15 protein-coding genes and 1 pseudogene are annotated in these 25067 nt (G+C 70.9%); 10 read left to right on the top strand and 6 right to left on the bottom strand.

From position 1 onward, the window contains the following. Positions 1-95: 95 nt before the first annotated feature. The 4 genes from GA0070216_RS18400 to GA0070216_RS18385 all read right to left on the bottom strand — a co-directional run bounded on the left by GA0070216_RS18400 (position 96) and on the right by GA0070216_RS18385 (position 2979). Entirely contained in the window at positions 96-458 is a 363-nt protein-coding gene (locus GA0070216_RS18400; RefSeq protein ID WP_176739029.1) for a TroA family protein, read from the bottom strand. A 37-nt stretch (positions 459-495) separates the two neighbouring features. After that, on the bottom strand, positions 496-1053 hold the full coding sequence (locus GA0070216_RS18395; RefSeq protein WP_091247376.1) for a dihydrofolate reductase family protein: 558 nt from the start codon (positions 1051-1053) through the stop codon (positions 496-498). A 341-nt stretch (positions 1054-1394) separates the two neighbouring features. Continuing rightward, the gene (locus GA0070216_RS18390) at positions 1395-1904 is read right to left on the bottom strand and encodes an AAA family ATPase (protein WP_091247375.1); all 510 of its coding nucleotides are present in this window, start codon (positions 1902-1904) and stop codon (positions 1395-1397) included. A 718-nt stretch (positions 1905-2622) separates the two neighbouring features. Then, entirely contained in the window at positions 2623-2979 is a 357-nt protein-coding gene (locus tag GA0070216_RS18385; protein WP_091247374.1) for an HflX-like GTP-binding protein, read from the bottom strand. 138 nt (positions 2980-3117) lie between these two features. On the opposite strand from GA0070216_RS18385, the gene GA0070216_RS18380 reads away from it, so the two are divergent. From GA0070216_RS18380 to GA0070216_RS18375, 3 genes are all read left to right on the top strand, one after another. Further along, on the top strand, positions 3118-3486 hold the full coding sequence (locus GA0070216_RS18380) for a cyclic-phosphate processing receiver domain-containing protein (protein WP_091247372.1): 369 nt from the start codon (positions 3118-3120) through the stop codon (positions 3484-3486). A 76-nt stretch (positions 3487-3562) separates the two neighbouring features. Then, the gene (locus tag GA0070216_RS36165; RefSeq protein WP_281190445.1) at positions 3563-3694 is read left to right on the top strand and encodes a hypothetical protein; all 132 of its coding nucleotides are present in this window, start codon (positions 3563-3565) and stop codon (positions 3692-3694) included. After that, complete coding sequence (locus GA0070216_RS18375; RefSeq protein WP_245722575.1) at positions 3670-4170, top strand: AEC family transporter; 501 nt, start codon at positions 3670-3672, stop codon at positions 4168-4170. Before GA0070216_RS36165 ends, GA0070216_RS18375 begins: the two co-directional genes overlap by 25 nt. Positions 4171-4318: 148 nt before the next feature. Here GA0070216_RS18375 and ectB read toward each other — a convergent pair whose 3' ends face one another. Further along, entirely contained in the window at positions 4319-5569 is a 1251-nt protein-coding gene (gene ectB, locus GA0070216_RS18370) for a diaminobutyrate--2-oxoglutarate transaminase (protein ID WP_091247371.1), read from the bottom strand. Between the two features lie 51 nt (positions 5570-5620). After that, complete coding sequence (locus GA0070216_RS18365) at positions 5621-5818, bottom strand: MbtH family protein (protein WP_091247370.1); 198 nt, start codon at positions 5816-5818, stop codon at positions 5621-5623. A gap of 176 nt (positions 5819-5994) precedes the next feature. Between GA0070216_RS18365 and GA0070216_RS18360 the strand changes: the two genes are divergently transcribed. From GA0070216_RS18360 to GA0070216_RS18330, 7 genes and pseudogenes are all read left to right on the top strand, one after another. Beyond that, entirely contained in the window at positions 5995-6942 is a 948-nt protein-coding gene (locus tag GA0070216_RS18360) for an ornithine carbamoyltransferase (protein WP_091247369.1), read from the top strand. Continuing rightward, positions 6939-8411, top strand: a complete 1473-nt coding sequence (locus GA0070216_RS18355; protein WP_091247417.1) for an amino acid adenylation domain-containing protein — start codon at positions 6939-6941, stop codon at positions 8409-8411. Before GA0070216_RS18360 ends, GA0070216_RS18355 begins: the two co-directional genes overlap by 4 nt. Further along, a pseudogene (locus GA0070216_RS18350) lies at positions 8408-9295 on the top strand (threonine ammonia-lyase); the annotation flags it as partial. The gene GA0070216_RS18355 and the pseudogene GA0070216_RS18350, both read left to right, overlap by 4 nt. 166 nt (positions 9296-9461) lie before the next feature. After that, positions 9462-10472 (top strand): 2,3-diaminopropionate biosynthesis protein SbnA, encoded by a 1011-nt coding sequence (sbnA, locus tag GA0070216_RS18345; RefSeq protein WP_091247367.1) that lies wholly within the window; start codon positions 9462-9464, stop codon positions 10470-10472. Beyond that, entirely contained in the window at positions 10466-11476 is a 1011-nt protein-coding gene (gene sbnB / locus GA0070216_RS18340; RefSeq protein WP_091247366.1) for a 2,3-diaminopropionate biosynthesis protein SbnB, read from the top strand. Before sbnA ends, sbnB begins: the two co-directional genes overlap by 7 nt. Before the next feature lie 5 nt (positions 11477-11481). After that, positions 11482-17913, top strand: a complete 6432-nt coding sequence (locus GA0070216_RS18335) for an amino acid adenylation domain-containing protein (RefSeq protein WP_425413165.1) — start codon at positions 11482-11484, stop codon at positions 17911-17913. After that, complete coding sequence (locus GA0070216_RS18330) at positions 17910-25064, top strand: non-ribosomal peptide synthetase (protein ID WP_091247364.1); 7155 nt, start codon at positions 17910-17912, stop codon at positions 25062-25064. Before GA0070216_RS18335 ends, GA0070216_RS18330 begins: the two co-directional genes overlap by 4 nt. The last annotated feature ends 3 nt before the right edge of the window (positions 25065-25067 follow it).

The raw sequence follows: 25067 nt of genomic DNA, 5'->3' as shown, positions 1-25067 counted from the left end.
GGACGTCGGGCGAAGCCGGTCGCTGGCCCCGTTTACGCCGTCGCGGCCCGCCGGGCGGGGAACTGTCCGGTCTGGAGCAGTTCCCCGCCGGATCGTCAGGTGGCGGCGCGCTGCACCGCCGTGGCGGGGTTGCCGTCCACCGCCGCGGTGAGTTGCGGAACGAGCCTGTCCAGCAGGAACGGCAGGCTCAGCGGGGTGATGAACGAGGTCGCGGCCCCGACCAGTTCCTCGTTCTCCAGGTAGATGTCGCGACCCTCGGTCTTGACCTTCAACCTGCTGTAGAGCGGGTCGGCCTGCACCTTCGCCCGGTCGGTGTCGTAGCTGTCGACCAACCAGATCAGCACGCCGGTGTCGAGCATGTCGGTGCGCTCCCGGCTCAGGTTCGCGCCGAACTCCTTGCCGGTCACCTCGGCCAGCCCGGGCGGCAGCTTCGAGTCCAGGTCGTCGCGCTCGGCCACGCAGGGTGGCGGTGGACGACCCTGGGGACTCTGGTGATCAGCCTGCGCGGCGGTAATGCACGGCCACCACACCATTGCGGAGCGGCTTCGCCGAGAGCAGTTCGAGTCGGCGTGTGCCGGGCAGCCCGCCCTGGTACAGCGTCGGTCCGTGACCGGCGATCCGGGGGTGGACGAGCATCCTGTACTCGTCGATCAGGTCCAGCCGGTCCAGCTCGGTCGCGAGGTTGCCGCTGCCGAGGAGGACCCCGGCCGGAGTTGCGTCCTTGAGCTTCTGCACGCCCTCGCGCAGGTCGCCGGCGATGTGGTGGCTGTTGGTCCACGGGAAGTCCGTACGCGTCGACGACACCACGTACTTGGGTTTGGCCTCCAGCTTGGCCGCCCATTCCTTCATCGCCGGCGGCGCCTCCTGGTCACCGCGGGCGACGGCTGGCCAGGCGCTCTCCATCATCTCGTAGGTGACCCGACCCCACAGCATCGCCCCGGCCTCGTCCATGAGCCGGGTGAAGAAGGCGTGCGTCTCGTCGTCGGCGACCCCCTCCTGGTGGTCGACGCAACCGTCCAAGGTGATGTTGAGGCCGAAGGTGAGCAGTCCCATGGCCGGCGAGTCTAACGCCACTGACGTCGCTCTCCGGGCGCGACATGCAATTCGAGAACAGCCCCGGAGGTGATGACCAGATTCGTCAAGCGGCGAGGTGCTGCGTGCTGCGGGAATGAGACACGCCCGACTGGCTCGCAACTGCCCTGATCGAACAGACGGTTCGCGCGGCCCTCAACTACGACTACCACGTGGTCTTGGATGGGATCATACGCCCCACCGGTGTCGGCAGGTGCTCACCGCATGGCGCGACAGCCGTCGCGGGCGCGACGCTGCTGGTCCATCTCGATGCGTCCCCGAGGCCAAGCGTCGGCACGGGACGCGCCCACAGGCCCATGACCTCACTGTGGTGCCCGATCCGGCCCCGGCGGGTACGAAGTGGGTAGCGCCCCGTTCGCGGCAGACCGGTGCCCTTCCCTGACCAGGTCTTCGATGGTGTCGGCCAGGTCGGAGACTCTCCGACGTCCGTCGAGTTCGATGGTGGCTCCCCGTCTGAGCAGTGGTTCGACGGTCTGGACGTAGTGCGCGATCTCCGCCTGCTGTTCGGGAGTTCTTCCATAGGGGTTCGTTCGGCCGGTGACTCGGTGGAGAAGAACCTCCAACGGTGCGCTGAGCAGAACGACGTGGTGGAAGCGGTGGTAGAACCGGACCTGGTTCTCCACCGTCCCGGACACGATCAGATCGCGGTACCGGTCAAGCAACCGGCTCATCCGCGGCTCGTCCCAGGTCCCGTCGGGCAGTTCCCACCCGCCGTAGTCCGTATCGACAGTGCGGAAACCCCGCAGGCGAAGCGCGTCGAGGACCGTGGTCTTGCCCGCGCCCGACATGCCGGTCACCAGTACCCGCGCCACGTCCGTACGATAGCGGGCAGCGCGACCGACGACAGGAGCTTCATCGCGATCCACCGTGGCGACACGGATCGCATGACATGCGACCACGCCTTAACGCGCAGACGGGGGCGGCGGTAAACGCGTTGCTGACCGAGCCGACGAAGGCTCGCCCGGGACGCGGCATCGCCACCGAAAGCGGCGGCCACCTCGCCCGATCGGTGGAACCCCGTCACCAACGCCGCGACCTTCGGCACCGCAGACGGCTACCAACAGCCGGCCAGCTACGCGGCATCGCACCTGCCCCGGTCGGGGCCGCAGCCCGGCACGTGGACGAGTTGGCGGATCGGCGTCTCCCAGAGTGGTCGCGTAGGTGGTGTCGACCGGTGGATAGCTGTGGTCACCGGGGGAGCCGCCGCGGATCGGGGTCACCTGGTAGCCGGGATGCAGCTCGCGCACGAGGTCGCGGACCCCGGTTGAGTCCGACTGAATCCGGGCCCGTTAAGCAGGGCGCAGGTCACCCGTGGTGAAGGCGAGCAGTGCGGTGCTCGCGCCCATCGATCTTCGTCTCCAGCGTCAATGATCGTTGCAGACTACGCTCGCCTCGTCCCGGCGAGGCGGCCATAGGCCCTCCACGTTCACCGGCAGGCGTAGTGGCCTGTGCTCCCTGATGCAACCGGGTGTCTTCTTGATCGACTGGCTGCAGCGGTGCGCGACTTGCGGTCAGCGAATGAGCGGACGTTCAGGCGAACTCCTTGATGAGGTCGTCGCCGCCGACCACCGGGCAACCGAACAGCTCACTGAGGACATTTCGCTGATGCTCCGTCAACGGGTTGACGAAGACGGCCAGGGCGACCGCGGCTGAACGGCAGGCGTCGCCTACTTCGCGGGCCTTACCCGAGCTGAGCAGGGTGCGCCGCGACAGCGGCAACGTCATTCTTTCCGCGCCGCCGCGGGAGACACCCCTTCTCTGAATCTGCCGGCCGACCACCCGTCCACCGAGCGCTTCCACTGAAGCCTCCAGCGCGGCAAGCTTCGCGTCCACCTGCTTGTCCTTGGCGGAGAACAAGCCGACCAGCATCACGTCGGCGTCCGCCATCCGGATGCTCAGGTGCCCAACTCGACTTCCCATCATGACGCGATACTACGAACCCCCGTCGCCTCGCAGTTGGTTGCCGTGTCCGACGGGCGGCAAATCCGGATGTCAGAGGATGACAGCGCCAGGCACCATCGTCATGTGGATGCCCGTCGAACGATCGTCTTGGTCGATGATCTCCGTTCGTTCGTGGATGGTCGTCGTGCCGAGGTGGCCCGCAGCAGCGCCGCCGGCGTTGAACTCCTCGATCGGTACCGCGACCGGCGTCTGGACGAGCTGTGGCTGGACCACGACCTGGGTGGGGACGACACGATCTGGCCGGTCGTGGAGGTTCTGGAGCGGGCTGCCTTCGACAGGTGCCCCTTCGACGTCGGCGTCATCAACGTCCACTCCGCCAATCCGGCCGCCGCCGCGAAGCTCGCCCAGGTCCTCCGGCGCTGGGGGTATCGGGTCCGTGTCGCGTCGGGCTCCACGGACGTCGGCTATCTCGACGGTCTCCCGTTGAGCTGACCGACTCGAACCCGCCTCCCGGCGGCTGTCACAGCCGGGGCGGCAAACCGAGCGCCGGTGAGAGGCGTCTGCGGCCATGGTCCCCGCTGATGTCGTCAACGAGACCGGCGTGACGGTGGTGGACGTCCGCGAGCACCTCGACCACGACGAGTGGGAGGTCGCCTCGATCAGGTACTCGGCGACGTGGCGTTCCTGGCGCAGGTGGTGATGCTGCAGGTACTGGTGGTGGCACCCGTGATCCTGCTTGCCCTGGACAGGCACAGCGGTCCGGCCGGGCGGGTGCGGGTCCGTCCTATCGCCTCGCTGCCGGTACGTAACCCGGTGATCCTGGCGTCGCTGCTCGGTGTCGCCTGCTCGGCTGCGGGCCTGCGGTTGCCGTCGGCGGCCGATGCGACGCTGACCCTGCTGTCGGGCGCTGCGGTTCCGGCCGCTCTGGTGGCGCTCGGTGCGTCGCTGCACCGCACGTCGCCGTCGCGGGACGACTGGGCCGCGCCGGTGGAGTTGGTGGTGATCACGGCGCTGAAGCTCGTCGTGCAGCCGGTCGTCGCGTACGCGGTGGGGTTGGCCCCGCATCTGCCTGCGCCGCAGGTGAGCAGAGCCCCACCCACCAGGGCAAGCGTAATCGGCTCAGTCGCGGAACCCCTCTCCGGAAGACACCTGTCAGTCACCCACACAGGACAGTGAGGCCAGGCGTCGACACGGAGAGCCACCGGCATTCGGTCGCCCTTCCGACTCCGGTCGCCGTTGGGTGTGCCCAGGCGCGGTGAGGGGCACGGATGCCGATCATGGGTGGACAGAGTGCGGCCGGGTCCCGGCGTGGTGCCGACGTCGCTCAGCAGCCGACCGCTGCCGCCACCGCTTCCCCCAGGATGCCGAGGCCCTCGGACAGCTCCTCGTCGGTCGATGTCAGGGACGGCATGAGCTTCACCACCTCGTCGACGGAGCCGGCTGTCTCCACCAGCAGTCCACGGGAGAACGCCTCCCGGGCCACCTGGCCCGCCATGTGCGGCTCCCGGAAGGTCAGACCCCACACCAGGCCCCGGCCACGTGACGCCGCCATCTGCGCCGGGTACCGCCCGGCGAACTCCGTCAGGTGCTCATCGAACAGGATGTCCCGTTCCGCTGTCTGCTTCTCCAGCCTGCTGTCGGTCCAGAACTCCTTCAGGGCGGCGGTCGCGGTGACGAAGGCGGGGTTGTTGCCGCGGAAGGTCCCGTTGTGTTCGCCGGGCTGCCACACGTCGAGTTCGGTGCGGAAGAGAGTGAGGGACATCGGCAGGCCGTATCCGCTGATGGACTTGGAGAGGCAGACGATGTCGGGGGTGATGCCGGCGTGCTCGAAGCTGAAGAACGGACCGGTGCGGCCACAGCCCATCTGGATGTCATCGACTATCAGCAGGATCTCGCGACGGGCACACAGCTCGGCGAGATCGGCGAGCCAGGTGGCGCGGGCCGGGTTGACACCGCCCTCACCCTGCACGGTTTCCACGATGACAGCGGCCGGCAGGTCCATTCCGCTGCTGCTGTCGGCGAGCATGGTGTCGAGCAGGGTGAGCCCGGACACCCGGCCGTCGGCGAAGCCGTCGTACGGGATGCGCCAGGTATGTCCGAGCGGGACACCGGCGCCGGCGCGCACGGCGGCGTTTCCGGTGACGGCCAGTGCGCCGAGCGACATGCCGTGGAAGGCGCTGGTGAAGGCCACGACGGTGTGGCGTCCGGTCACCTTGCGGGCTAGCTTGAGGGCGGCCTCGACACTGTTGGCTCCGGTGGGCCCGGGGAACTGCACCCGGTATTCCAAACGGCGCGGGCCGAGTACCCGTGCGGCGAATTCGGTGAGGAAGTCCTGCTTGGCGGCGGTCAGCATGTCGAGACTGTGGGTGACCCCGTCCTGCTCGAGGTAGTCCAGCAGGGCCCGCTTGAGCACCGGGTGGTTGTGGCCGTAGTTGAGGGCACCGGCACCGGCGAAGAAGTCGAGGTAGCTGCGGCCGTCGCGGGCGAACAGCCGACTGCCCCGCCCGTGGTCGAACACGACCGGCCAGTTCCGGCAGTAACTGCGGACCTCGGACTCGATTGTCGGGGCGATCATGATGTCTCCTCGGAGTTGGCGCTGCCCGTCCACCACGGTCTCGTCAGTCCTTCAGGCCTGCGCCATCTGCTCACGCAGGCTCCGCGGCCGCATGTCCGACCACACCACCGCGATGTGATCCAGGCACTCCTGCTTCGACCCGGACGTCCCTTCGGCGGTCCAGCCGGCCGGCAGCTCCCGGTCGGCCCACCAGATCGAGTACTGCTCCTCGTCGTTGCGTACGACGCGGTAGACACCGTCGTCAGTCATGGCCCCTCCGGCTGGTCGGGTAATCCGAGTAGGTGGGCCCGATCCTGCCGGGCAAACCCGCACCGTCCATAGAGACGAACGCGCAGACGCGTCGTGCGGTCCCGTCCCTGTTCGGCGGTCCCCTGCGTCGCGCAGGCTCTGGTCACGGCGAACCGCCAACCGGAAGGGGGCTCGACATGGCCGAGCGACGCCACCTGATCTCTATTGACGACCTCTCGGACGACGAGCTGCGCTGGATCGTCGAGCGCGGCGTCGAGTACTCACGTGGTACCGCGGGAGCCACCCAGCCGCTGTCCGGGACGGTCGTCGGCGTGCTGTTCCGTAAGACGTCCACCCGGACCCGGACCGCGTTCTCCGCCGGTGCGCTGCGGCTGGGCGCCGGACTCGTCACCTACGGCCCCGCCGACCTGCAGCTGGCCACCGGCGAGTCCGTCGAGGACACCGGAGCGGTGCTGTCCGGCATGCTCGACGTCCTGGTCGCCCGTACCGCCGGGCCGGAGGCCGAACTGCGGGCGTACGCCGGCCAGAAGCAGATGTCGGTGATCAACGCGATGAGCGCGGTCGAACACCCGACGCAGGCCCTCGCCGACCTCACCACGATCGTCCAGCACTTCGGTCGGGTGGAGGGCGTACGGGTGCTGTACGTGGGGGAGGGGAACAACACCGCCTCCGCGCTGACGCTCGCCCTGTCCCGCTACCCCGGCACCGAGTTGCACCTGCGTACCCCAGCCGGGTACGGCGTCGAACAGAGGTACCTCGATCAGGCGGCGGCGTCCGCCCGGCGCAGCGGCGCGCGCGTCGAACAGCGGCACGACCTGTCCGGCCTGCCGCCGGTCGACGTCGTCTACACCACCCGTTGGCAGACCACGGGATCGACGAAGCCGACGCCCCACTGGCGTTCCGAATTCGCTCCGTTCCAGGTCAACGAGGCGTTGATGGCGGCCGCCCCGGACGCGGTGTTCATGCACGACCTGCCGGCACACCGGGGCGAGGAGGTGACCGCGGCGGTACTCGACGGCCCCAGGAGCATCGCTTTCACGCAGGCCGAGAACAAGTACCACAGCGCCCGGGCGGTCCTGGAGTGGTGTGTCGCCAGCCGGCCGAGCGGCGGAGCGGGGCGGTGACCACCTTTCTCGACGACATCTCCACCCACGCCGCGACCCGGCCCGCCGCACCGGCGATCGTCACCCCGGACAGCGTCGTGTGCTACGGGGATTTCGCCGCCCGCACCGATCGGCTGGCCCGCGCGCTGGTCGCCCGGGGCGTCGGACCGGAGCAGGTGTGTGCGGTCCTGGTCGACCGGAGCCCCGAGGCCGTCATCGCGATGGCGGCCGTGCTCCGGGCCGGCGGTGCCTTCCTCACCCTCAACACCGAGCTGCCCGACCAGCGGCTGGCGGCCATGGTCCGCACGGCGCAGGCCAGCATCCTGGTCACCACTGCGTCCCGGGCCGGGCGGCCCGGCGTCCCCGTCGACGGCCCGACCGTGTTCGTCGACGCGCCTGACGTACCGGCCACCCTGCGACCGTTGGCGCCCCGTTCGCTCGCCTACGTGAGTCACACCTCCGGCTCCTCCGGACCGCCGAACGCGGTACTGCTGGAGCACCGCGGCGTCACCAACTACCTGCGGTTCATCGTCGACGACTACGGACTCGGCCCGGACACCGTGGTGCTGCAACTCGCGCCGTTCGGATACGACGCCTCGATCCGCGACACGTTCGCCCCGCTCGTCGCCGGCGGGCAGGTGGTCCTGGTGCCGCGGTCCACTCTGCTGCGGGCCGGTGAGTTCGTCGCGGCCGTGCGGGAGTGGGGGGTGAACACGATCCTCTCGGCCACCCCGACGTTCCTGACGTCGCTGCGGCACAGCGAGCTGCCCGACCTGCGATTGACCGTGTCCAGCGGCGAGTCGCTGCGGCCGTTTCTCATCGCCGGCGGCCGGGACGGCGTGCGCGGACGGATGATCAACCAGTACGGTCCGACCGAGGCCACGATGACCTCGACCCGCTTCGACGTGCCACCGGTCCCCGACACCACTGTCGACCTGATCGGGACACCGATCGACGGCGTCGACGTGCACCTGCTCGACGACGCTCTGCGCACCGTGCCCGACGGCGACGTCGGCGAGGTGTACATAGGTGGCTGTGGTGTCGGACGCGGGTACGGCGGCCTGCCGGCGTTGACCGCGGACCGGTTCGTGCCGGACCCCCACGGTGCGCCGGGCGCGCGCCTGTACCGCACCGGGGACCTGGCGCGCAGGTCGCCCGACGGCGACCTCGTGTACCTCGGACGAATCGACAGGCAGATCAAGGTCCGTGGATACCGGGTCGACCCTGCCGAGGTCGAGGGCGCCCTGCTGGCACACCCCGCCGTTGCTGGTGCGCAGGTCACCGCGGGGACCGACGTCGACGGCCGGGTCTTCCTGATCGCCCAGGTCGCCGGCGCGGCGGCGCAGGTGACGGACTCGGCACTGCGGACACATCTCGCGCAGACGCTGCCCCGCCACATGATCCCGCGACGATTCGCCCGGATCGACCGGCTACCCACCACCGTCAGTGGCAAGACCGACCGCCGGGCGATCACCGCGGACGGACCATGAGGACGACGGGCGTCGGGCCCACGCTCGCTGATGTGCGGACGGCTGCCGCGCGGATCACGGGCCTGGTGGACCGCACCCCGCTGCTGGCCCTCGATTCGCGGGTGCTGCTCAAGGCCGAGCACCGCCAGCGCGGCGGGTCGTTCAAGGTCCGGGGCGCGGCGAACGCGATGCTCGCGCGGTATGCGGGCGAGGTGGTCGCTGGTTCGTCAGGTAACCACGGCATCGCCGTCGCCATGCTCGGCGCCGCGCTGGGCATCAGGGTGACCATCGTGATGGCCGCCGGTGCCAGCGACGGCAAGGCACAGGTGATCCGTTCGCTCGGCGCCGGTGTGGTGCAGGTGGCCGGTGGGGTGGCCGAGCGTGACCGCCGGGCCGAGGACATCGCCGCGGCGACCGGAGCGGTCCTCGTGCCGTCCTCCGACCACGAACTGGTGGTGGCCGGGGCCGGCACCGTGGGGCTCGAGGTGTTCGAGGAGGTGCCGGCCGTGTCGACGATCTTCGTACCGGCCGGCGGTGGAGGCCTGCTGGCCGGCGTGTGCGTCGCCGCGTCGGCGCTGTCCCGGCCGGTGCGGGTCGTCGGGGTGGAGCCGATGTCCGCCCGCCGGTACGCCGTGTCGGTAGCCCGGGGTGCGCCGACGGAGTTGCCCCCGTCCATGACGATCGCCGACGGCCTCCGGGGGCAACGGCCCGGTGCGGTTCCCTGGCCGATCATCCGGCACCGGGTCGACGACCTGATCGGCGTGACCGACGACGCGATCATCCACGCCCTGGGCATCCTCCGCCGTGCCGGTGTCAGCGCGGAGCCGAGCGGCGCGGTGGCACTGGCCGGCGCGCTACGGCGCGGATCCGCCGGCCGCGCGGTGGTCATCGTATCCGGTGGAAACGGCGTGGCCGGCGACGGCAGCACCAGCACGACAGAAGAACCTCCGGCAGAACTGCTGCCGGCGTCAACCGGTGAGTCTGCATGTTCTTCCCTGCACCGTTCCGGTCGTGCGGAGGAGTCTCGTGGTAGGCGCATCGCGGAGCGGATGCAACTCGAGGAGCGGCTCTATGACCGAACAGACATCCCCCGGGTCAGGAGTGCTGGCGACAGTCGGGGCGACACCGATCGTCGAGCTGGTGAAGCTCGACCCACATAGTCCGTTCAGGATGTTCGCCAAGTTGGAGTCGCACAACCCGGGCGGCAGCATCAAGGACCGCTCGGCGTTGGAGATGCTGCGCGAGCGCATCCGCGACGGGCGGCTCGTACCTGGACGGTCGGTGGTGGTCGAGTCCAGTTCCGGCAATCTCGGAATCGGGCTCGCACAGGTCTGCGGATACTACGGAATCCGCTTCATCTGCGTGGTCGACCCGCGTACCAACCGGCACAACATCGCCGTCATGCGCGCCCTCGGCGCGCAGGTCGAGGAGGTCACCGACGTCGACCCGGCCACCGGTGAATACCTGCCCGTCCGTATCCGGCGGGTTCGGGAGCTGGTCGCGACGATCGACCACGCGTACTGCCCGGACCAGTACTCGAACCCGCTCAACCCGAAGGCACACCACACGACCGTGCAGGAGATCGTGCGTGCCCTGCCCGAGGTCGACTACCTGTTCTGTGCCACGAGTTCCTGCGGCACCCTGCGGGGGTGCGCCGAGTACATCCGGACGCACCAGCTGCCGGTGACCATCGTGGCGGTGGACGCGCTGGGCAGTGCGATCTTCGGCCCGGCGGTCGGCTGGCGGATGCTGCCCGGCCACGGCGCATCGGTGCGCCCGCAGCTGTACGGCAGTGACCTGGCCGACGTCGTGGTCCGCGTCGACGACGTGGACGCGATCGCAGCCTGCCGTCGGCTGGCCGCCCGCGAGGCGATCCTCGTCGGTGGCTCGTCGGGCGCCGTCGTGGCGGGCCTGGAGCAGATCCGTGACCAGATCCGCCCCGGGGCCACCTGCGCGATGGTCTTCCCCGACCGCGGCGAGCGCTACCTGGACACCATCTACGACGACGACTGGGTCATGACGTACTTCGGTGACGTGTCGCATCTGTGGAACAAGCCCGACGTGCAGGTGGCGCCGTGTTGATCCTCGGAGCAGGTGAGGTCCGAGCCGTCCTCGACGGGGCCGAGCGCGAGGTGGTGGCTGCGGTGGACGCGGCATACCGGTCACACGCGGGGGGCCAGACGCGCGTACCGCAGTCGGTCTTCCTCCGCTTCCCGGACAGAGAGCGTGAGCGGATCATCGCGCTGCCGGCCTTTCTGGGTGGTGCCACGCCCGTCTGCGGGGTGAAGTGGGTGTCGTCCTTCCCCGACAACCTCAGCCGGGGGATGCACCGCGCGTCGGCCGTGATGTTCCTGAACTCGGTGAACACCGGTGTGCCGGAGGCGGTCCTCGAAGCGTCGGCGATCTCGGCGGGCCGTACCGCCGCCAGCGCCGCCCTGGCAGCGGCCACCCTCTCCTCGTCCCGCCCGGAAACCGCGGTGACGCTGGTCGGCTGCGGCCCGATCGCCTTCGAGGTGCTGAGGTATCTGCGGGCCGTGCTGCCGACGGTGGACACCGTGACGTTGTACGACCTGAGCGCGGACCGGGCACGGTCCTTCGCCGCCGAGGCGCGGTCGGTCTGGCCGACGCTGCAGGTCGACGTGGCCGGGAGCGCGGCCGACGCCCTGGCCCGCCACAGACTCGTCTGCCTGGCGACGACGGCGGCCGCCCCGCACCTGGGTACCGAGCACTGCCGCCCGGGAACGCTGGTGCTGCATCTGTCGTTGCGTGACCTCACCCCCGACTCGATCCGTTCCAGCGTCAACGTCGTCGACGACGCCGACCATGTCTGCCGGGCCGCGACGTCGTTGGATCTGGCCCAGCAGGAAGCCGGCCATCGCGACTTCATCTCCTCCTCGCTGGGCGAGATCCTGGTGACCGGTGAGCGGTACGTCAGAAGCGACGACGCCGTGACGGTGTTCTCTCCGTTCGGCCTCGGCTGCCTGGACCTGGCGGTGGCCGACCTGGTCCGGCGTGCGGCGTCGGCCCGCGGCCTGGGCACCACCCTGGAGAACTTCCTACCGACGGAGCAGCAGGTGCGCGCATGACCGACATCCTCGAAACCGACAACCAGTTCCGACTGTCGTTCGAGCAGGAGCAGCTGTGGTTCCTCGACCAGGTCCGGTCCGGTGCCCAGGAGTACCTGCTGCACTGGGGTTTCCGGCTGCGCGGGCCGCTGGACCGGGAGGCCCTGACCGCCGCCTTCACGGAGATCGTCAGCCGGCACGAGATCCTGCGTACCCGCTATGCGACCGTCGACGGACAGCCGGTGCAGATCATCGAGGAACCGGCACCGGCCGACATCACGGTGGTGGACCTCAGCGAATACCCGACGGACGAGCAGGACCGACGGGTACGGGAAATCGGCGAGGTCGCGGTGACCACACCCATCGACCTGCGGGCGGGCACGCCCTGGCGGCTGACCACCGTCCAGCTCTCCCCGAGCGACACGATCCTGATGATCGTGGTGCATCACATCGCCTTCGACGGCCCGTCGCTGGGCATCCTCGCCAGGGAGTGGGGTGTGCTCTACGCGGCCCATGCCCGGGGCGCGGAACCACCGCCGGAGCCGTTGGCACCGCTGGAGCTTCAGTACGCCGACTTCGCCGACTGGCAGCGGAACCGGTGGCGCGCGGACGATGTGGCGCTCCTGCGGCAACTGGACTACTGGCGGCGGCGGCTGGCCGGACTGACCCCACTGGAGCTGCCCACGGACCGGCAGCGCCCCGCCGTCTGGGAGCCGGCCGGCGACGTGGTCGCGTTCGCGGTGCCGGCGCCGCTGTCGGCCCGGATCACCGCCGTGGGACGCGCAGTCCGGGCGACCCCGTTCATGGTGTTCCTGGCCGTGTACCAGCTCTTGATCAGCCGCTACGCGGACCAGCTCGACTTCGGTGTCGGGGTGTCGACGAGTGGACGGAACCGGATCGAGCTGGAGCCGGTGATCGGCTCGCTCGCCCAGACGGTGGTGCTGCGGACCGACCTGTCCGGCGATCCCACCTTCGTCGAGCTGCTCGCCCGCGTCCGCGAGACGGCACTGGACGCCTTCGCACACAAGGACGTACCTCTGCAACGGCTGGCCGCCGAGCTGGCACCGGACCGCGGCCTGTCCCGTAACCCCCTCTTTCAGGTCGGGTTCGGGGTCCTCAACGGCCAGGGGGAGCCGCTGCGCCTGCCCGGCATCGAGGTCGACTGGGTGCCGACCCCGGTGCTCAGCGCCACCTTCGACATGTCGCTGCAGATGGTCGAGGAGCCGGACGGGTCGTGGGTCGCCCGGCTGACCTATCCCACCGTGCTCTTCGACCGGGGCCGGATCCAGCGGATGGCCGACAACTACCTGGCGCTCCTGGAGAACCTCGCGGCGACGCCTGAGCTGCCGCTGCGTGCCGTGCCGACCGTGACGGCCGTGGAACGGCAGCGGCTGCTCGGCGGCAACCCCGGGCCGGGCGAGGTGCCCGACGCGTTGCTGCCGCACCTGTTCCGGGCCCAGGCCGAGGCCACGCCGGACGCGGTTGCCGTGGTCTGCGGTGACGTCCAGCTGACCTACGCCGAGCTGATGTCCAGGGCGGACGGGGTGGCCGGCTTCCTGCACTCCCGCGGAATCGGCGCCGAGACGGCCGTCGGTGTCGCCATGCACCGCGGTACCGATGTCGTGGCCGCCCTGCTCGGGACGTTCATCGCCGGCGCGGTCTACGTCCCGCTGGCACCCGACCTGCCGGCCGACCGGCTGGACTTCATGATCGACAACGCCGGCATCGAGCTGGTGCTCACCGAGACGGCGCTGCGACAGCGAATCCCCCGGCGCGTACCGGCGGTGGCGCTCGACGAGCAGTGGGCCGACGTCACCCGCGCCACACCACCGTCCCCGGTGGCGCTCGACGCCACGAACGCCGCCTACGTCATGTACACGTCCGGATCCACAGGTCAGCCCAAGGGCGTCGTGATCACCCACGGCGGGATCCGCAACCGGGTGCTGTGGGCGGTGAGCCAGCACCAGCTCACCAGCACCGACCGCGTACTACAGAAGACGACGATCGGGTTCGACGCCTCGGTGTGGGAGTTCCTGGCGCCGCTGGTGTCCGGCGGATGCGTGGTGATGGCGCCGCAGGACGCGCACCGCGACACCGCCGTGCTGGTCGGTGCTCTCGCGGAGCACCGGATCACCGTGGTGCAGCTCGTCCCGTCCGTGCTGCGGACCGTGGTGGACGAGCCGGACCTGGCCGCGTGCACGGCACTGCGACTGGTGTGCTCCGCCGGCGAGCCGCTGCCGGCCGAACTGTGCGAGCGACTGCTCGGGGTGATCGAGGTGGAGCTGTACAACACCTACGGCCCGACCGAGTGTGCGATCGACGCGACCGCGTGGCGTTACGCGCGTGACGGGACAGACGGCACGGTCCCGATCGGTGCCGCACTGCCCGGCGTCGACCTGTATGTGGTGGACTCCGCCGACCGGATCACCCCTATCGGCGTACCCGGCGAGTTGTGCATCGGTGGCGTCGGCCTCGCCCGTGGCTACGCCAGGCGCGGCGACCTCACCGCCGAACGGTTCACCCCGAACCCCTTCGCCACCCGGCCGGGTCAGCGGTGGTACCGCACCGGGGATCTCGTCAGGTGGCGCGTCGACGGGACGCTGGAGTTCGTCGGCCGCCTCGACGCACAGGTCAAGGTACGGGGGGTACGCGTCGAACCCGGTGAGGTGGAGGCTGCGCTCCGGGCACATCCGGCGGTCGCGGCGGCCGTGGTCACCGCCTACCGCTCCGGTGCCGGTGACCTGGAACTCGCGGGCTACGTGGTGCCGGCCGCCGGGGCGACGGTGGACCCCGACGAGCTGTCCGGATTCCTCGCCACCCGACTGCCCGCCGCGATGGTTCCCGCCAGCATCATCCCGCTGGCCGAGCTCCCGTCCCTGCCCAACGGAAAGGTCGACCGGTCGGCGCTGCCGGCCCCCGACAGCCGGCCCCGCGACGACGACCCCGGTCACGTCGCGCCACGAACGCCCACCGAGCGGGCCGTCGCCACCGTCATGGGCGAACTGACCGGGGTCGAGCGGGTCGGCGTGGCGGACGACTTCTTCGCGATGGGTGGGCACTCGCTGCTGGCGATCCGGCTCGCACACCGGTTGCGCCGCAGGTTCGGGCTGGAACTGACGGTGGCCACCCTGTTCGACGGACGGACCGTGGAGCGGGTCGCCGCCGCGATCGACGCGGGCACGACACCCGACAGTGGGCCGCAGATCGTGCCCGTACCCCGCACCGGCGCCCTGCCGACCTCGTACGGTCAGCAACGGCTGTGGTTCCTCGACCAGCTCGAACCGGGCAGCGCGGAATACCTGGTCCCGATGGTGTACCACCTCACCGGAACGCTGGACACCGCGGCCCTGCACCGCGCGGTGGAGCAGGTCAGCGCCCGACACGAGGTGCTGCGCACCCGCTACGTCGCCGACAACGGTATCCCGCTGCAGGTCGTGGACCCCCCCGGCCCGGTGGCCTTCGACGTGGTGGACCTGGCCGGCGCCGCGAATGCCGCACCGCGTGCCAGGGCGATCATCGAGGCGGCGAGCGCCCGACCGTTCGATCTCACCGCCGAGCGCCCGCTGCGGGTCACGGTCGTGCACACGGCCGCCGACGAACACCTGGTCGCGATCACCCTGCACCACATCGCGTTCGACAACTGGTCGCTGGGCATCTTCCTGCGCGAGCTTAACGAGGCGTACGCGGCGGGCCTCGCCGGTGCCCGGTGGTCGACGCAGCCGCTTGCGGTGCAGTACGCCGACGTCGCCGCCTGGCAGCGCGACCGGCAGGCCGACGGCACCCTCGGCAGCCAGATCGAGTACTGGCGGACCCAGCTCGCCGGGCTCGTGCCGGTCGAACTCACCCCCGACCGGCCCCGCCAGCCCGGGCGTGACCTCCGCGGCGACCTGCTGATCGTCGATGTTCCGCAGGACACCGCGGTGGCGGCACGCGCGCTGGGCAACCGGACCGGTGCCACCCTCTTCATGGTGCTGCTGGCCGCGTTCGACGTGTTGCTGGGCCGCCACACCGGCCGCACCGACATCGCGATCGGCACCCCGGTCGCTGGACGGACGCGGCCGGAGAGCGAGGACCTGATCGGCTTCTTCGTCAACAACCTCGTGGTCCGGGCCGACCTGGGCGGCGATCCGAACTCCCTCGACCTGATCGACCGGATCCGCCGGACCACCCTGAAGGCGTTCGCCCACCAGGAGGTGCCGTTCGAACACCTCGTCGACGCCCTGCAACCGGACCGCGACCTGTCCCGCAACCCGCTGTTCCAGATCATGTTCGAGGTACAGCACAGCACCGATGCCTCGCCGGCCGCCCTCGCCGGGTGCACCGCGGTCGGCCTGGGCAGCGGCGTGGCCGTGGCGAAGTTCGACCTGACCCTGTCCGTGATGGAACAGCCGGACGGGCGGCTGGAATGCTGGTTCGAGTACGCCACCGCACTGTTCGACCGCGCGACGGTCGAACGCCTCGCCCGCCAGTACCTACGCCTGCTCAGCGGCATGGTCGCCGACCCACACACCCGGATCAGCGAACTCGATCTGCTGTCCGCCGACGAACGCCACACGATCGTGCACCGGTGGCCGGACCCCGACGCGGACCGGCTGGACCGGCTCGACCCGCCCGACGAACGGCACCTGTCGGTACCGGAGCTGTTCGCACGGTGGGCGGCCCGGACTCCGGACGCGACAGCCGTGGTGTTCGGGGCCGAGCAGCTCAGTTTCGCCGAGCTGAACGTGCGGGTCAACGCGCTCTCGCACCGCCTCCGGGCGATGGGCGTCGGCCCGGAGGTCGTCGTCGGCTCCTGCCTCGAACGCGGGTTCGCACCGGTCGTGGTGCTGCTGGCGGTGCTCAAGGCCGGCGGGGTGTACGCGCCGTTCGACCCGGAACATCCGCCGGAGCGCCTGCGCTACATGCTCGCCGACGCCGGCGCGCACCTCGTGGTGACCACCGGCAGGTTCGCCGACCGGTTCGCCGGACACGAACGCCCGGTGCTCGTCGTCGACGACGGGGACGGGGCAGGTGACCCGCCGTCGGACGACCCGGCACCGGTGACCGTGCCGGACAACCTCGCGTACATCATCTACACGTCCGGGTCGACCGGCCGCCCGAAGGGCGTGATGATCTCGCACCGGTCGTACGCGCACCACTGCCGGGTGATCGCCGACTACTACGGCGTGCGTCCCGGGGAGCGGGTCATCCTGCTCTCGGCGCTCACCTTCGACGTCGCCATGGATCAGATCGGTGCCACCCTGGCCGCCGGCGCCACGATCGTGGTGAGTGACCCGGTCTTCTGGACGCCGAGCGAGTTGCCGCCCAAGCTGGAGCAGTACGGCGTGACGATCATGGAGATCACCCCCGCGTACTACCGCGAGATGCTGGAGTCCGGCGTCGACCGGCTCGCCGGCCTGAAACTCATGAACGTCGGCTCGGACGTGGTGACCGTCGCCGACGCCCAACGGTGGGCGGCGACCGGTCTGTCCGGCCGGTTCCTCTGCAACTACGGGCCGACCGAGGCGAGCGTCACCTGCATGCTCAACCCGGTATCGGGTGACCTCGCCAACGAGCGCAGCACGGCCACCCTGCACATCGGCCGCGCGGTCGCCGGTACCCGGGTGTACGTGCTCGACGCGGGCCTGCGTCCGCTTCCGGTGGGGGTTCCCGGCGAACTCTGCATCGGCGGCGTGCGCCTGGCCCGTGGCTATCACGACCGGCCCGAGCTGACTGCGGAGCGGTTCGTGCCCGACCCGTTCGGGACCGAACCGGGAGGGCGCCTCTACCGCAGCGGTGACCTGGTCCGGCACCGGCCGGACGGCACCGTCGAATTCCTCGGCCGCCTCGACACCCAGGTGAAGATCCGTGGCTTCCGCATCGAACTCGCCGAGATCGAAGCCGCGTTGGCCAAGCATCCCGCGGTGTCCGCAGCCGCCGTCGTCGCCAAGGACGTCGGGCCCGGCGACAAACGGCTCGTCGCCTACCTCGAGTCGCCCCACGACACCGGGCCCGACCTTGACGAGCTACGGGCGTACCTGCGGGAGTCGCTGCCCTCGTACATGATCCCGTCGGCCTGGGTCACCGTCGCGGCCCTGCCGCTGTCACCGAGCAAGAAGGTCGACCGGGCGGCGCTGCCCGATCCGACCCCGCCCCAGCTCGACGGCGCCCGCGGGTACGTGGCGCCGCGCAACCCGGCGGAGGAGACCATCGCCGGGATCTGGTCCGACATCCTCGGCGTCGACCGGATCGGCGTCGACGACGACTTCTTCGCACTCGGCGGGCACTCCCTGCTGGCCACCCGGGTCCTGGCCCGGCTGCGGGCGGCCCTCGCCGTCGAGATCCCGCTGCGCTGCCTGTTCGACGCGACCACCGTGGCGGAGCTGGCGGTGGTGGTGACCGACCTGATCACGGCGGAACTCGACGAGCTGACCGACGCCCAGCTGAGTGAACTGCTTTCCCGGGATGGTGCCCAGTGACTGAGACGATCGATCGAGCAGGTCTACGCGCCGAGTTGCTCCGGCGCAGGCTGGCAGGTGCCGCGGCCGCCGCGCCGGACGAAGGGATCGCCCGGGTGCCGCGCGGGACGCCGTCGGCGTTGTCGTTCGCGCAGCGCCGGCTGTGGATTCTCGACCAGCTCCGGCCGGGGGGCACGGAGTACCTGGTCAGTGCGGGCCTCCGACTGTTCGGGCCGCTGCAGCCCGACGCACTGCGGGCGGCGCTGGACGGGATCGTGGCGAGACACGAGATACTGCGCACCCACTACGTGGTGGTCGACGGCGACCCGCGCCAGGTGATCGACCCCCCGGCACCGGCCACCCTGCACGAGGTGGACCTGCGTGACCTCGACCCCGCCGCGCAGGACGCGCGGATCGCCGGCTGGTTGACCCACGACCGGGTGCCCGTCGACCTCGCGACCGGGCCGGTGCTGACCGGAACCCTCGCCCGGTTGGCCGACGAGGAGCACGCGCTGGTCGTGACCCTGCACCACATCGCCTTCGACGGCTGGTCCGAGCAGGTGCTGTGGCGTGAGCTCGACCGGTTGTACACCGCCGCTCTGACCGGCGGACCGTCCCCGCTGGCACCACTGCCGGTGCAGTACGCCGACTTCGCCGCCTGGCAGCGCGGTGCGGTGTCCGGTGCCGTGCTGGACCGCCAGCTCGACTACTGGCGGCAGGCGCTGGCCGGTGCCACCCCGGTGGAACTGCCGCTCGACCGACCGCGCCCACAGGTCCGGGACAGCACCTGCGACCTGGTCCCGTTCGCGGTGCCCGCGTCGGACGCCCGAGCCCTGCACGAACTCGCCCGCCAGGCGGGCGCGACGCCGTTCATGGTGCTGCTGGCCGGGTACGCGATCCTGCTCGGCCGATTCGGCCGCAGCGACGACGTCACCGTCGGCACCCCGGTGGCCAGCCGCGACCGGTCCGAGGTGCAGGACCTGATCGGGCTGTTCCTCAACACGCTGGTCCTGCGCACCGACCTGTCCGGTGACCCGTCCTTCCACGAGGTGCTCCGGCGGGTGAAGGAGACGGCGCTCGGCGCCTACGCCCACCAGGAACTCCCGTTCGAACGGCTGGTGGACGAACTGGCCCCCGTGCGCGACGCTTCCCGGACACCACTGTTCTCGACCATGTTCCTGTGGGCCAGCGGGGACTCCGGGACCCACCGCGTCGGCGGGCTGCGCGCCGAGGAACTGCCGGTCGGCGAGAGCGACGCCAAGTTCGACCTGACCCTGGTGGCCGTCGACCAGCCCGACGGCACCCTCACCGGGTTCCTGAACTACGCCACCGCGCTGTTCGACAGGGACACCGTCGAGCGGTTCGCGGCCCACTTCACCACCCTCGTCGGCACCATCGCGCGCATGCCGGACGCACCGATCAGCCGGCTGGCCGAGTCCCCACCGGCGGAGCGGCGGCTGGTGGTGCGGACGTGGAACGAGACCGCCGTGGCGTACCCGACCGGCACGCTGCCGCAGCTGTTCGCACAGCAGGTGGCCCGTACCCCGGACGCCGTCGCCGTCCGCTTCGACGGCGAGGACGTCACCTACGCCGAGCTGGACCGGCGGACCGACCGGCTGGCGCGGTACCTGGTCGGCGCGGGCGTCGGGCCGGAGTCGATAGTCGGTGTGTGCCGCCGGCGCGGCGTCGGGCTGGTGGTGGCGCTGCTGGCGATCCAGAAGGCCGGCGGCGCCTACCTGCCGCTGGACCCGGAGTACCCGGCCGAGCGCCGTGACTACATGTGCGCCGACGCCGGTGCCACGATCGTGCTCACCGACACCGAACCGGTCGTCGCCGACACCGGGCCGATGCCGGCGGGGCCGGTCCCGGCGGGGCCGGACCATCCGGCGTACGTGATCTACACGTCCGGCTCGACCGGCCAGCCCAAGGGGGTCGTGGTCACGCACCGCGCGATCGTCAACCGGCTGCGGTGGATGCAGGACGCGTACCGGCTGGACGCCACCGATCGGGTGCTGCAGAAGACCCCGTACAGCTTCGACGTGTCGGTGTGGGAGTTCTTCTGGCCGCTGGTCACCGGGGCCACCCTGGTGGTCGCCCGGCCCGACGGCCACCGCGACCCGCACTACCTGGCCGAACTGGTCGCCACCGAGCAGGTCACCACCCTGCACTTCGTGCCGTCCATGCTCCGGGCGTTCCTGGCCGAGTCGTCCGGGCCGTTGCCGTCGGTGCGTCGGATGATCTGCAGCGGCGAGGCGCTCCCGGCCGACCTGGCCGACGCCGTCCACGAGCGGATCGACGGCCGGCTGTACAACCTCTACGGGCCGACCGAGGCCGCCGTCGACGTCACCGCGACCCTGTGCGAGCCCGGGACGCCGGTCACGATCGGCAGGCCGATCGCCAACACCCGCACCTACATCGTCGACGGGAACCTGCGACCGGTCCCGGTCGGCGTGCCGGGTGAGCTGCTGCTGGGCGGCGTGCAACTGGCCCGCGGCTACCTCAACCGTCCGGAGCTCACCGCGCAGCGGTTCGTTCCCGACCCGTTCGAGGATTCCGGCGGACGGCTCTACCGCACCGGTGACCTCGCGAGATACCTGCCGGACGGTCGCATCGACTACCTCGGCCGGCTCGACGACCAGGTGAAGATCCGCGGGCACCGCATCGAGCTCGGCGAGATCGAGGCGGTGACGGCCGGGCACCCGGGCGTGTCCGCGGTCGCCGTCACGGTGCACGACGGCCAGCTCGTCGGCTACCTCGTCGCCCGGGACCCGGGCACCGACGTCGACGTGAGCGACGTGGCGTCGTTCCTGCGCCGTCGACTGCCCGAGGCGATGATCCCGAGCCACTGGCAACTGCTCTCCGCGCTGCCCCTGACCACCAGTGGGAAGACGGACCGCCGCGCGCTGCCGGCCCCGACGCCCGGTCGCGCCTGGGCGACCGGCGAATACGTCGCCCCCCGTACCGCAGCCGAACGCGTCGTCGCCGACGCCCTCGGCGCGGCGCTGGGCGTCGAACGGGTCGGTGTGCACGACCGGTTCTTCGACATCGGCGGCGACTCCATCCGGGCCATCCGCGCGATCGGGGCCCTGCGCCGCGCGGGGCTGGGCCTGTCGGTGCAGGACATCTTCACCCACCAGACGGCGGCGCAGCTGGCGACGCTCGCCGGCCGGTCGGCGGCCGGCGCGGACGACCCGCTGGTCGGCCCGTTCGAGCAACTCGGTCCGGGCGACCGCGAGCGGCTCCCGGACGGCCTCGTCGACGCCTACCCGATGGGCCAGGTGCAGGCCGGCATGGTGTACGAGATGCTCGTCGACAACTCGCACCCGGCATACCAGAACGTGACCAGCTTCGACATCGTCGACGACGGCCCGTTCTCCCTGGCCGCGTTGCGTGCCGCCGGGCAGTGGCTGGTCGACCGGCACGAGATCCTGCGCACCACGTTCGACGTGTCCGGCTACTCCGAGCCGATGCAACTCGTCCATGCCACGGCACGCGTCGAGATGGGCTTCGACGACCTGCGCGGGCTCCCGGAGACCGAGCAGCAGGACGTCCTGGCGCAGTACCGGCACACGATGCACTCCACGAGGCTGCCCATCGACCACGCCCCGCAACTGCGCTGGCACGTGCACCGCACCGGGGAGCGGACGTGGGTGCTGACCCACACGGAGTGCCACGCCATCCTGGACGGCTGGAGCCACCACTCCCTCATCGGTGAACTGCGGGACACCTACCGCGCGATCCGGGACTCGGACAGCGATGCGCTCAAGCCCCCGCCCCCGGGACGCTACGCCGACTTCGTCAGGTGGGAACGGCGATCGGTGTCGTCCGGGACGGACGAACGGTTCTGGCGGGACCGCGTCGGCGGCCACGACCGGGTCGCCCTGCCTGCGGACACCGCCCCGGCCGGCCACGGCGCGGTACCGGAGCTGCGGATGTCCTGGCGGCACCTCGAACCGCAGCTACGTCGACTGGCCGCGCGGACGCAGACCTCCCTCAAGGCCGTGCTGCACACCGCGCACCTCGCGATGCTCGGCGTCATCACCGGCCAGCAGCGGTTCTTCAGCGGTCTGGTCGTCAACGGCCGGCCCGAGCTGCTGCGCGGCGACGAGGTGATGGGGATGTACCTCAACACGGTGCCGTTCGCGGTGGACCTGCGCACGCCCCGCTGGCGTGACCTCGTGCGCGCCGTGTTCGCCGAGGAACTCGCCGTCTGGCCGCACCGCCGCTACCCGATCCCCGCGATGCAACGGGCCTGGGGCGGCGGAAAACCGCTGATCAGCGCCATCTTCTCCTACCTCGACTTCCACGTCCTCGACGCGCAGCAGGACGTGTTCGGCGCGGTCGTCGACGACAGCCCCAACGAGTTCACCCTGGTCACGTTGACCTTCCCGGGCGAGCTGCGACTGGAGTGCCGGGCCGGCTGGGCGACGCAGGAGCGGCTGACCGCCCTGGGGGAGACCTTCCTCGCACTGCTCACCGCGATGGTCGCCGACGACGGCACCAACCCGGTGGCCCTCGACGCGACCCCGGCGCACCGGTTCACCGCGCCGCAGCAGGACTGGCCCGCGCTGCCCGAGGTGTGCATCACCGACCTGTTCACCGCCCAGGTCCGCGCCCGGCCGGACGCCGTCGCGCTAGAGTACGGCGAGTCGCGCCTGACCTACGGTCAGCTCGACGCCCGGGCCAACCAACTGGCGTGGGCGCTCCGTGAGCACGGCGCCGGCCCGGAGACGCCCGTCGCGGTCTGCATGGACCGGGGGATCGACGCGGTGGTGGCGCTGCTGGGCATCCTCAAGGCCGGCGCCTGCTACCTGCCGCTCGACCCGAAGTACCCGGACAGCCGCATCGAGTACCTCCTCGACGATTCCGGCGCCCGGCTCATGCTGGGCGGGCCGGGCCAGGCCCACCGCTTCGCGGCGCGTCCCGGGCTGACCACGCTGAGCCTGGACCCCGGCTGGTGGTCGGACAGCAGCCGGCCGACCACCGCGCCACAGGTGACGCTGTCACCGGAGAACCTTGCCTACCTCACGTACACGTCGGGATCCACCGGACGCCCGAAGGGCGTGCAGGTCCCGCACCGCGGCGTCGTACGGCTCGTGCACGGCCAGGACTACGCCCGGCTGGACGCCGACCAGGTCCTGCTGCAGGCCGGCACGCTCGCCTTCGACGCGTCCACGTTCGAGGTGTGGGGCGCGCTGTGCAACGGGGCACGGCTGGTCGTCGCCCCGCAGACGCCGACCGCAGCTGAGCTCGAGGAGATCCTGAGCCGGCACGGGGTGACCGTGCTGTGCCTGCCCACCGGCCTCTTCACCACCATCCTGGACGTCCGGCCGCAGGCGCTGGCCGGGGTACGCGAGGTGGTCGTCGGTGGTGAGGTGCTGTCGCCGCTGCACGTGCGTACGGCGATGGCGCACGGCGTGCTGGTCAGCAACGGGTACGGCCCGACCGAGAGCACCACGTTCGCCACCGTCCACCCGCGGATCCCGCTGCCCGCGCTCACCGCTGCCATCCCGATCGGGAAGCCGATCCACCACACCCACGTGCGGGTCGTCGACGGGAACCTCGACCCGGTCCCGTTCGGTGTGCCGGGTGAGCTGCTGCTGGGCGGTCCGGGCGTGGCCCGGGGATACCACGGCCGCCCGGACCTGACCGCCGAACGCTTCGTACCGGACCCGTCCGGAGACACGCCGGGGGCCCGGCTCTACCGCACCGGGGACATCGTCCGCCAGGACCCGGACGGCACGGTCCACTTCGTCGGGCGGCGCGATCACCAGGTGAAGATCCGCGGACACCGCGTCGAACTGGGCGAGGTGGAGGTCGCGATCGCGGAGCTGCCCTCGGTAAGGGCCGCTGCGGCGGCGGCGTACCAGGGCGTCGACGGGATCAAGCAGCTCGTCGGCTACGTCGTTCTCGACGGGGACGGCCCGGCCGACCCCGCCCGGCTCGGCGACCAGATGCGGAGCAGGGTGCCCGGCTTCCTGGTCCCGACGGCCTGGGTGCGCCTGGACCGGCTTCCGTTGAACAACAACGGCAAGCTCGACCGCAGCGCGCTGCCCCGGCCGGTGGCGGGGACGTCGGCACGGGAGTACAGCGCGCCGCGCACGCCGGCGGAACTGGCCGTTGCCGAGGTCTGGACCGAGCTGTTCCACCTGCCCCGGGTCGGCCGGGACGACGACTTCTTCGACCTCGGTGGGCACTCACTGCTGACGTTGCGGGCGATCGCGATGCTGCGGGACCGGCACGGCATCGAGACCACGGTGCGGTCCTTCGTCGAGCACCGCACGCTCGCGGCGCTCGCCGAGTCGATCGATCGCAGGCGGCGACCGGCCACGGCGTTGCTCTGGCTGCGCCGTACCGGTGACAAGCCCCCGCTGGTGTGCGTGCATCCCGGCGGTGGCAGCGCGCACTGGTACCGGCGGCTGGCCGAGCACCTCGACCCGGACCTGCCGGTGGTCGCGTTCGAGTGGCCGGGCCGTGACCCGTCGACCGACGCGGTCGCGTCCACCGAGGAGATGGCGGCCCGCTACGTCGCGGAGCTACGGGCGGCCGTCCCGCACGGGCCGTACCGGATCTTCAGCTGGTGTGGCGGCGGCGGGGTGAGCAGCGAGATGGCCACCAGGCTGAGGAACGACGGCGAGGAGGTCACCTTCATCCTGCTCGACCCGGGGCAGGACGCCTGGCAGAAGGAGCACCTCTGGGACGAGTACGCCCTGATCAAGAAGTGTGTGACGAACCTGGAGGGGCTCGATGCGGCGGCGCCGGACGAGGACACCTCGGAACTTCGGCAGGAGACCCTGGCGCTGCTCGAACACATCGTGGACGACATCGTCGGCAACGACGGGATCACGCTGCCCGAGCGTGGCGCGGGAACGATGTGGCTGCCCGCCGCGCGGATGTGGGAGGAGGTCATGGAGATGGTGCTGTCCTACCGTGACCGCCCGTACGCCGGTCACCTGGATCTGATCGTCAGCGACGAGCTGGCGCTCGGCGCGCACGAGGTCGTCAGTTCCGGACAGAGTTTCGACGACTACCTGCAGCGGTGGCGGGAACGGACCGCCGGGGTGGCGGTCCACCGGATGAAGGGCGAACACTTCTCGGTCATGAAGGAGTACGTGGCGGACCTCGCCCGCATCGTGACGGCGCTGATCGACGAGCCGGCCGGGCGACGGTGAGCG

The sequence above is a fragment of the Micromonospora matsumotoense genome (genome assembly GCF_900091525.1).
GTDB classification, from domain to species: domain Bacteria; phylum Actinomycetota; class Actinomycetes; order Mycobacteriales; family Micromonosporaceae; genus Micromonospora; species Micromonospora matsumotoensis.
Note: the sequence above shows the minus strand (reverse complement) of the source record. Positions and strands in the feature narration are given on the sequence as shown.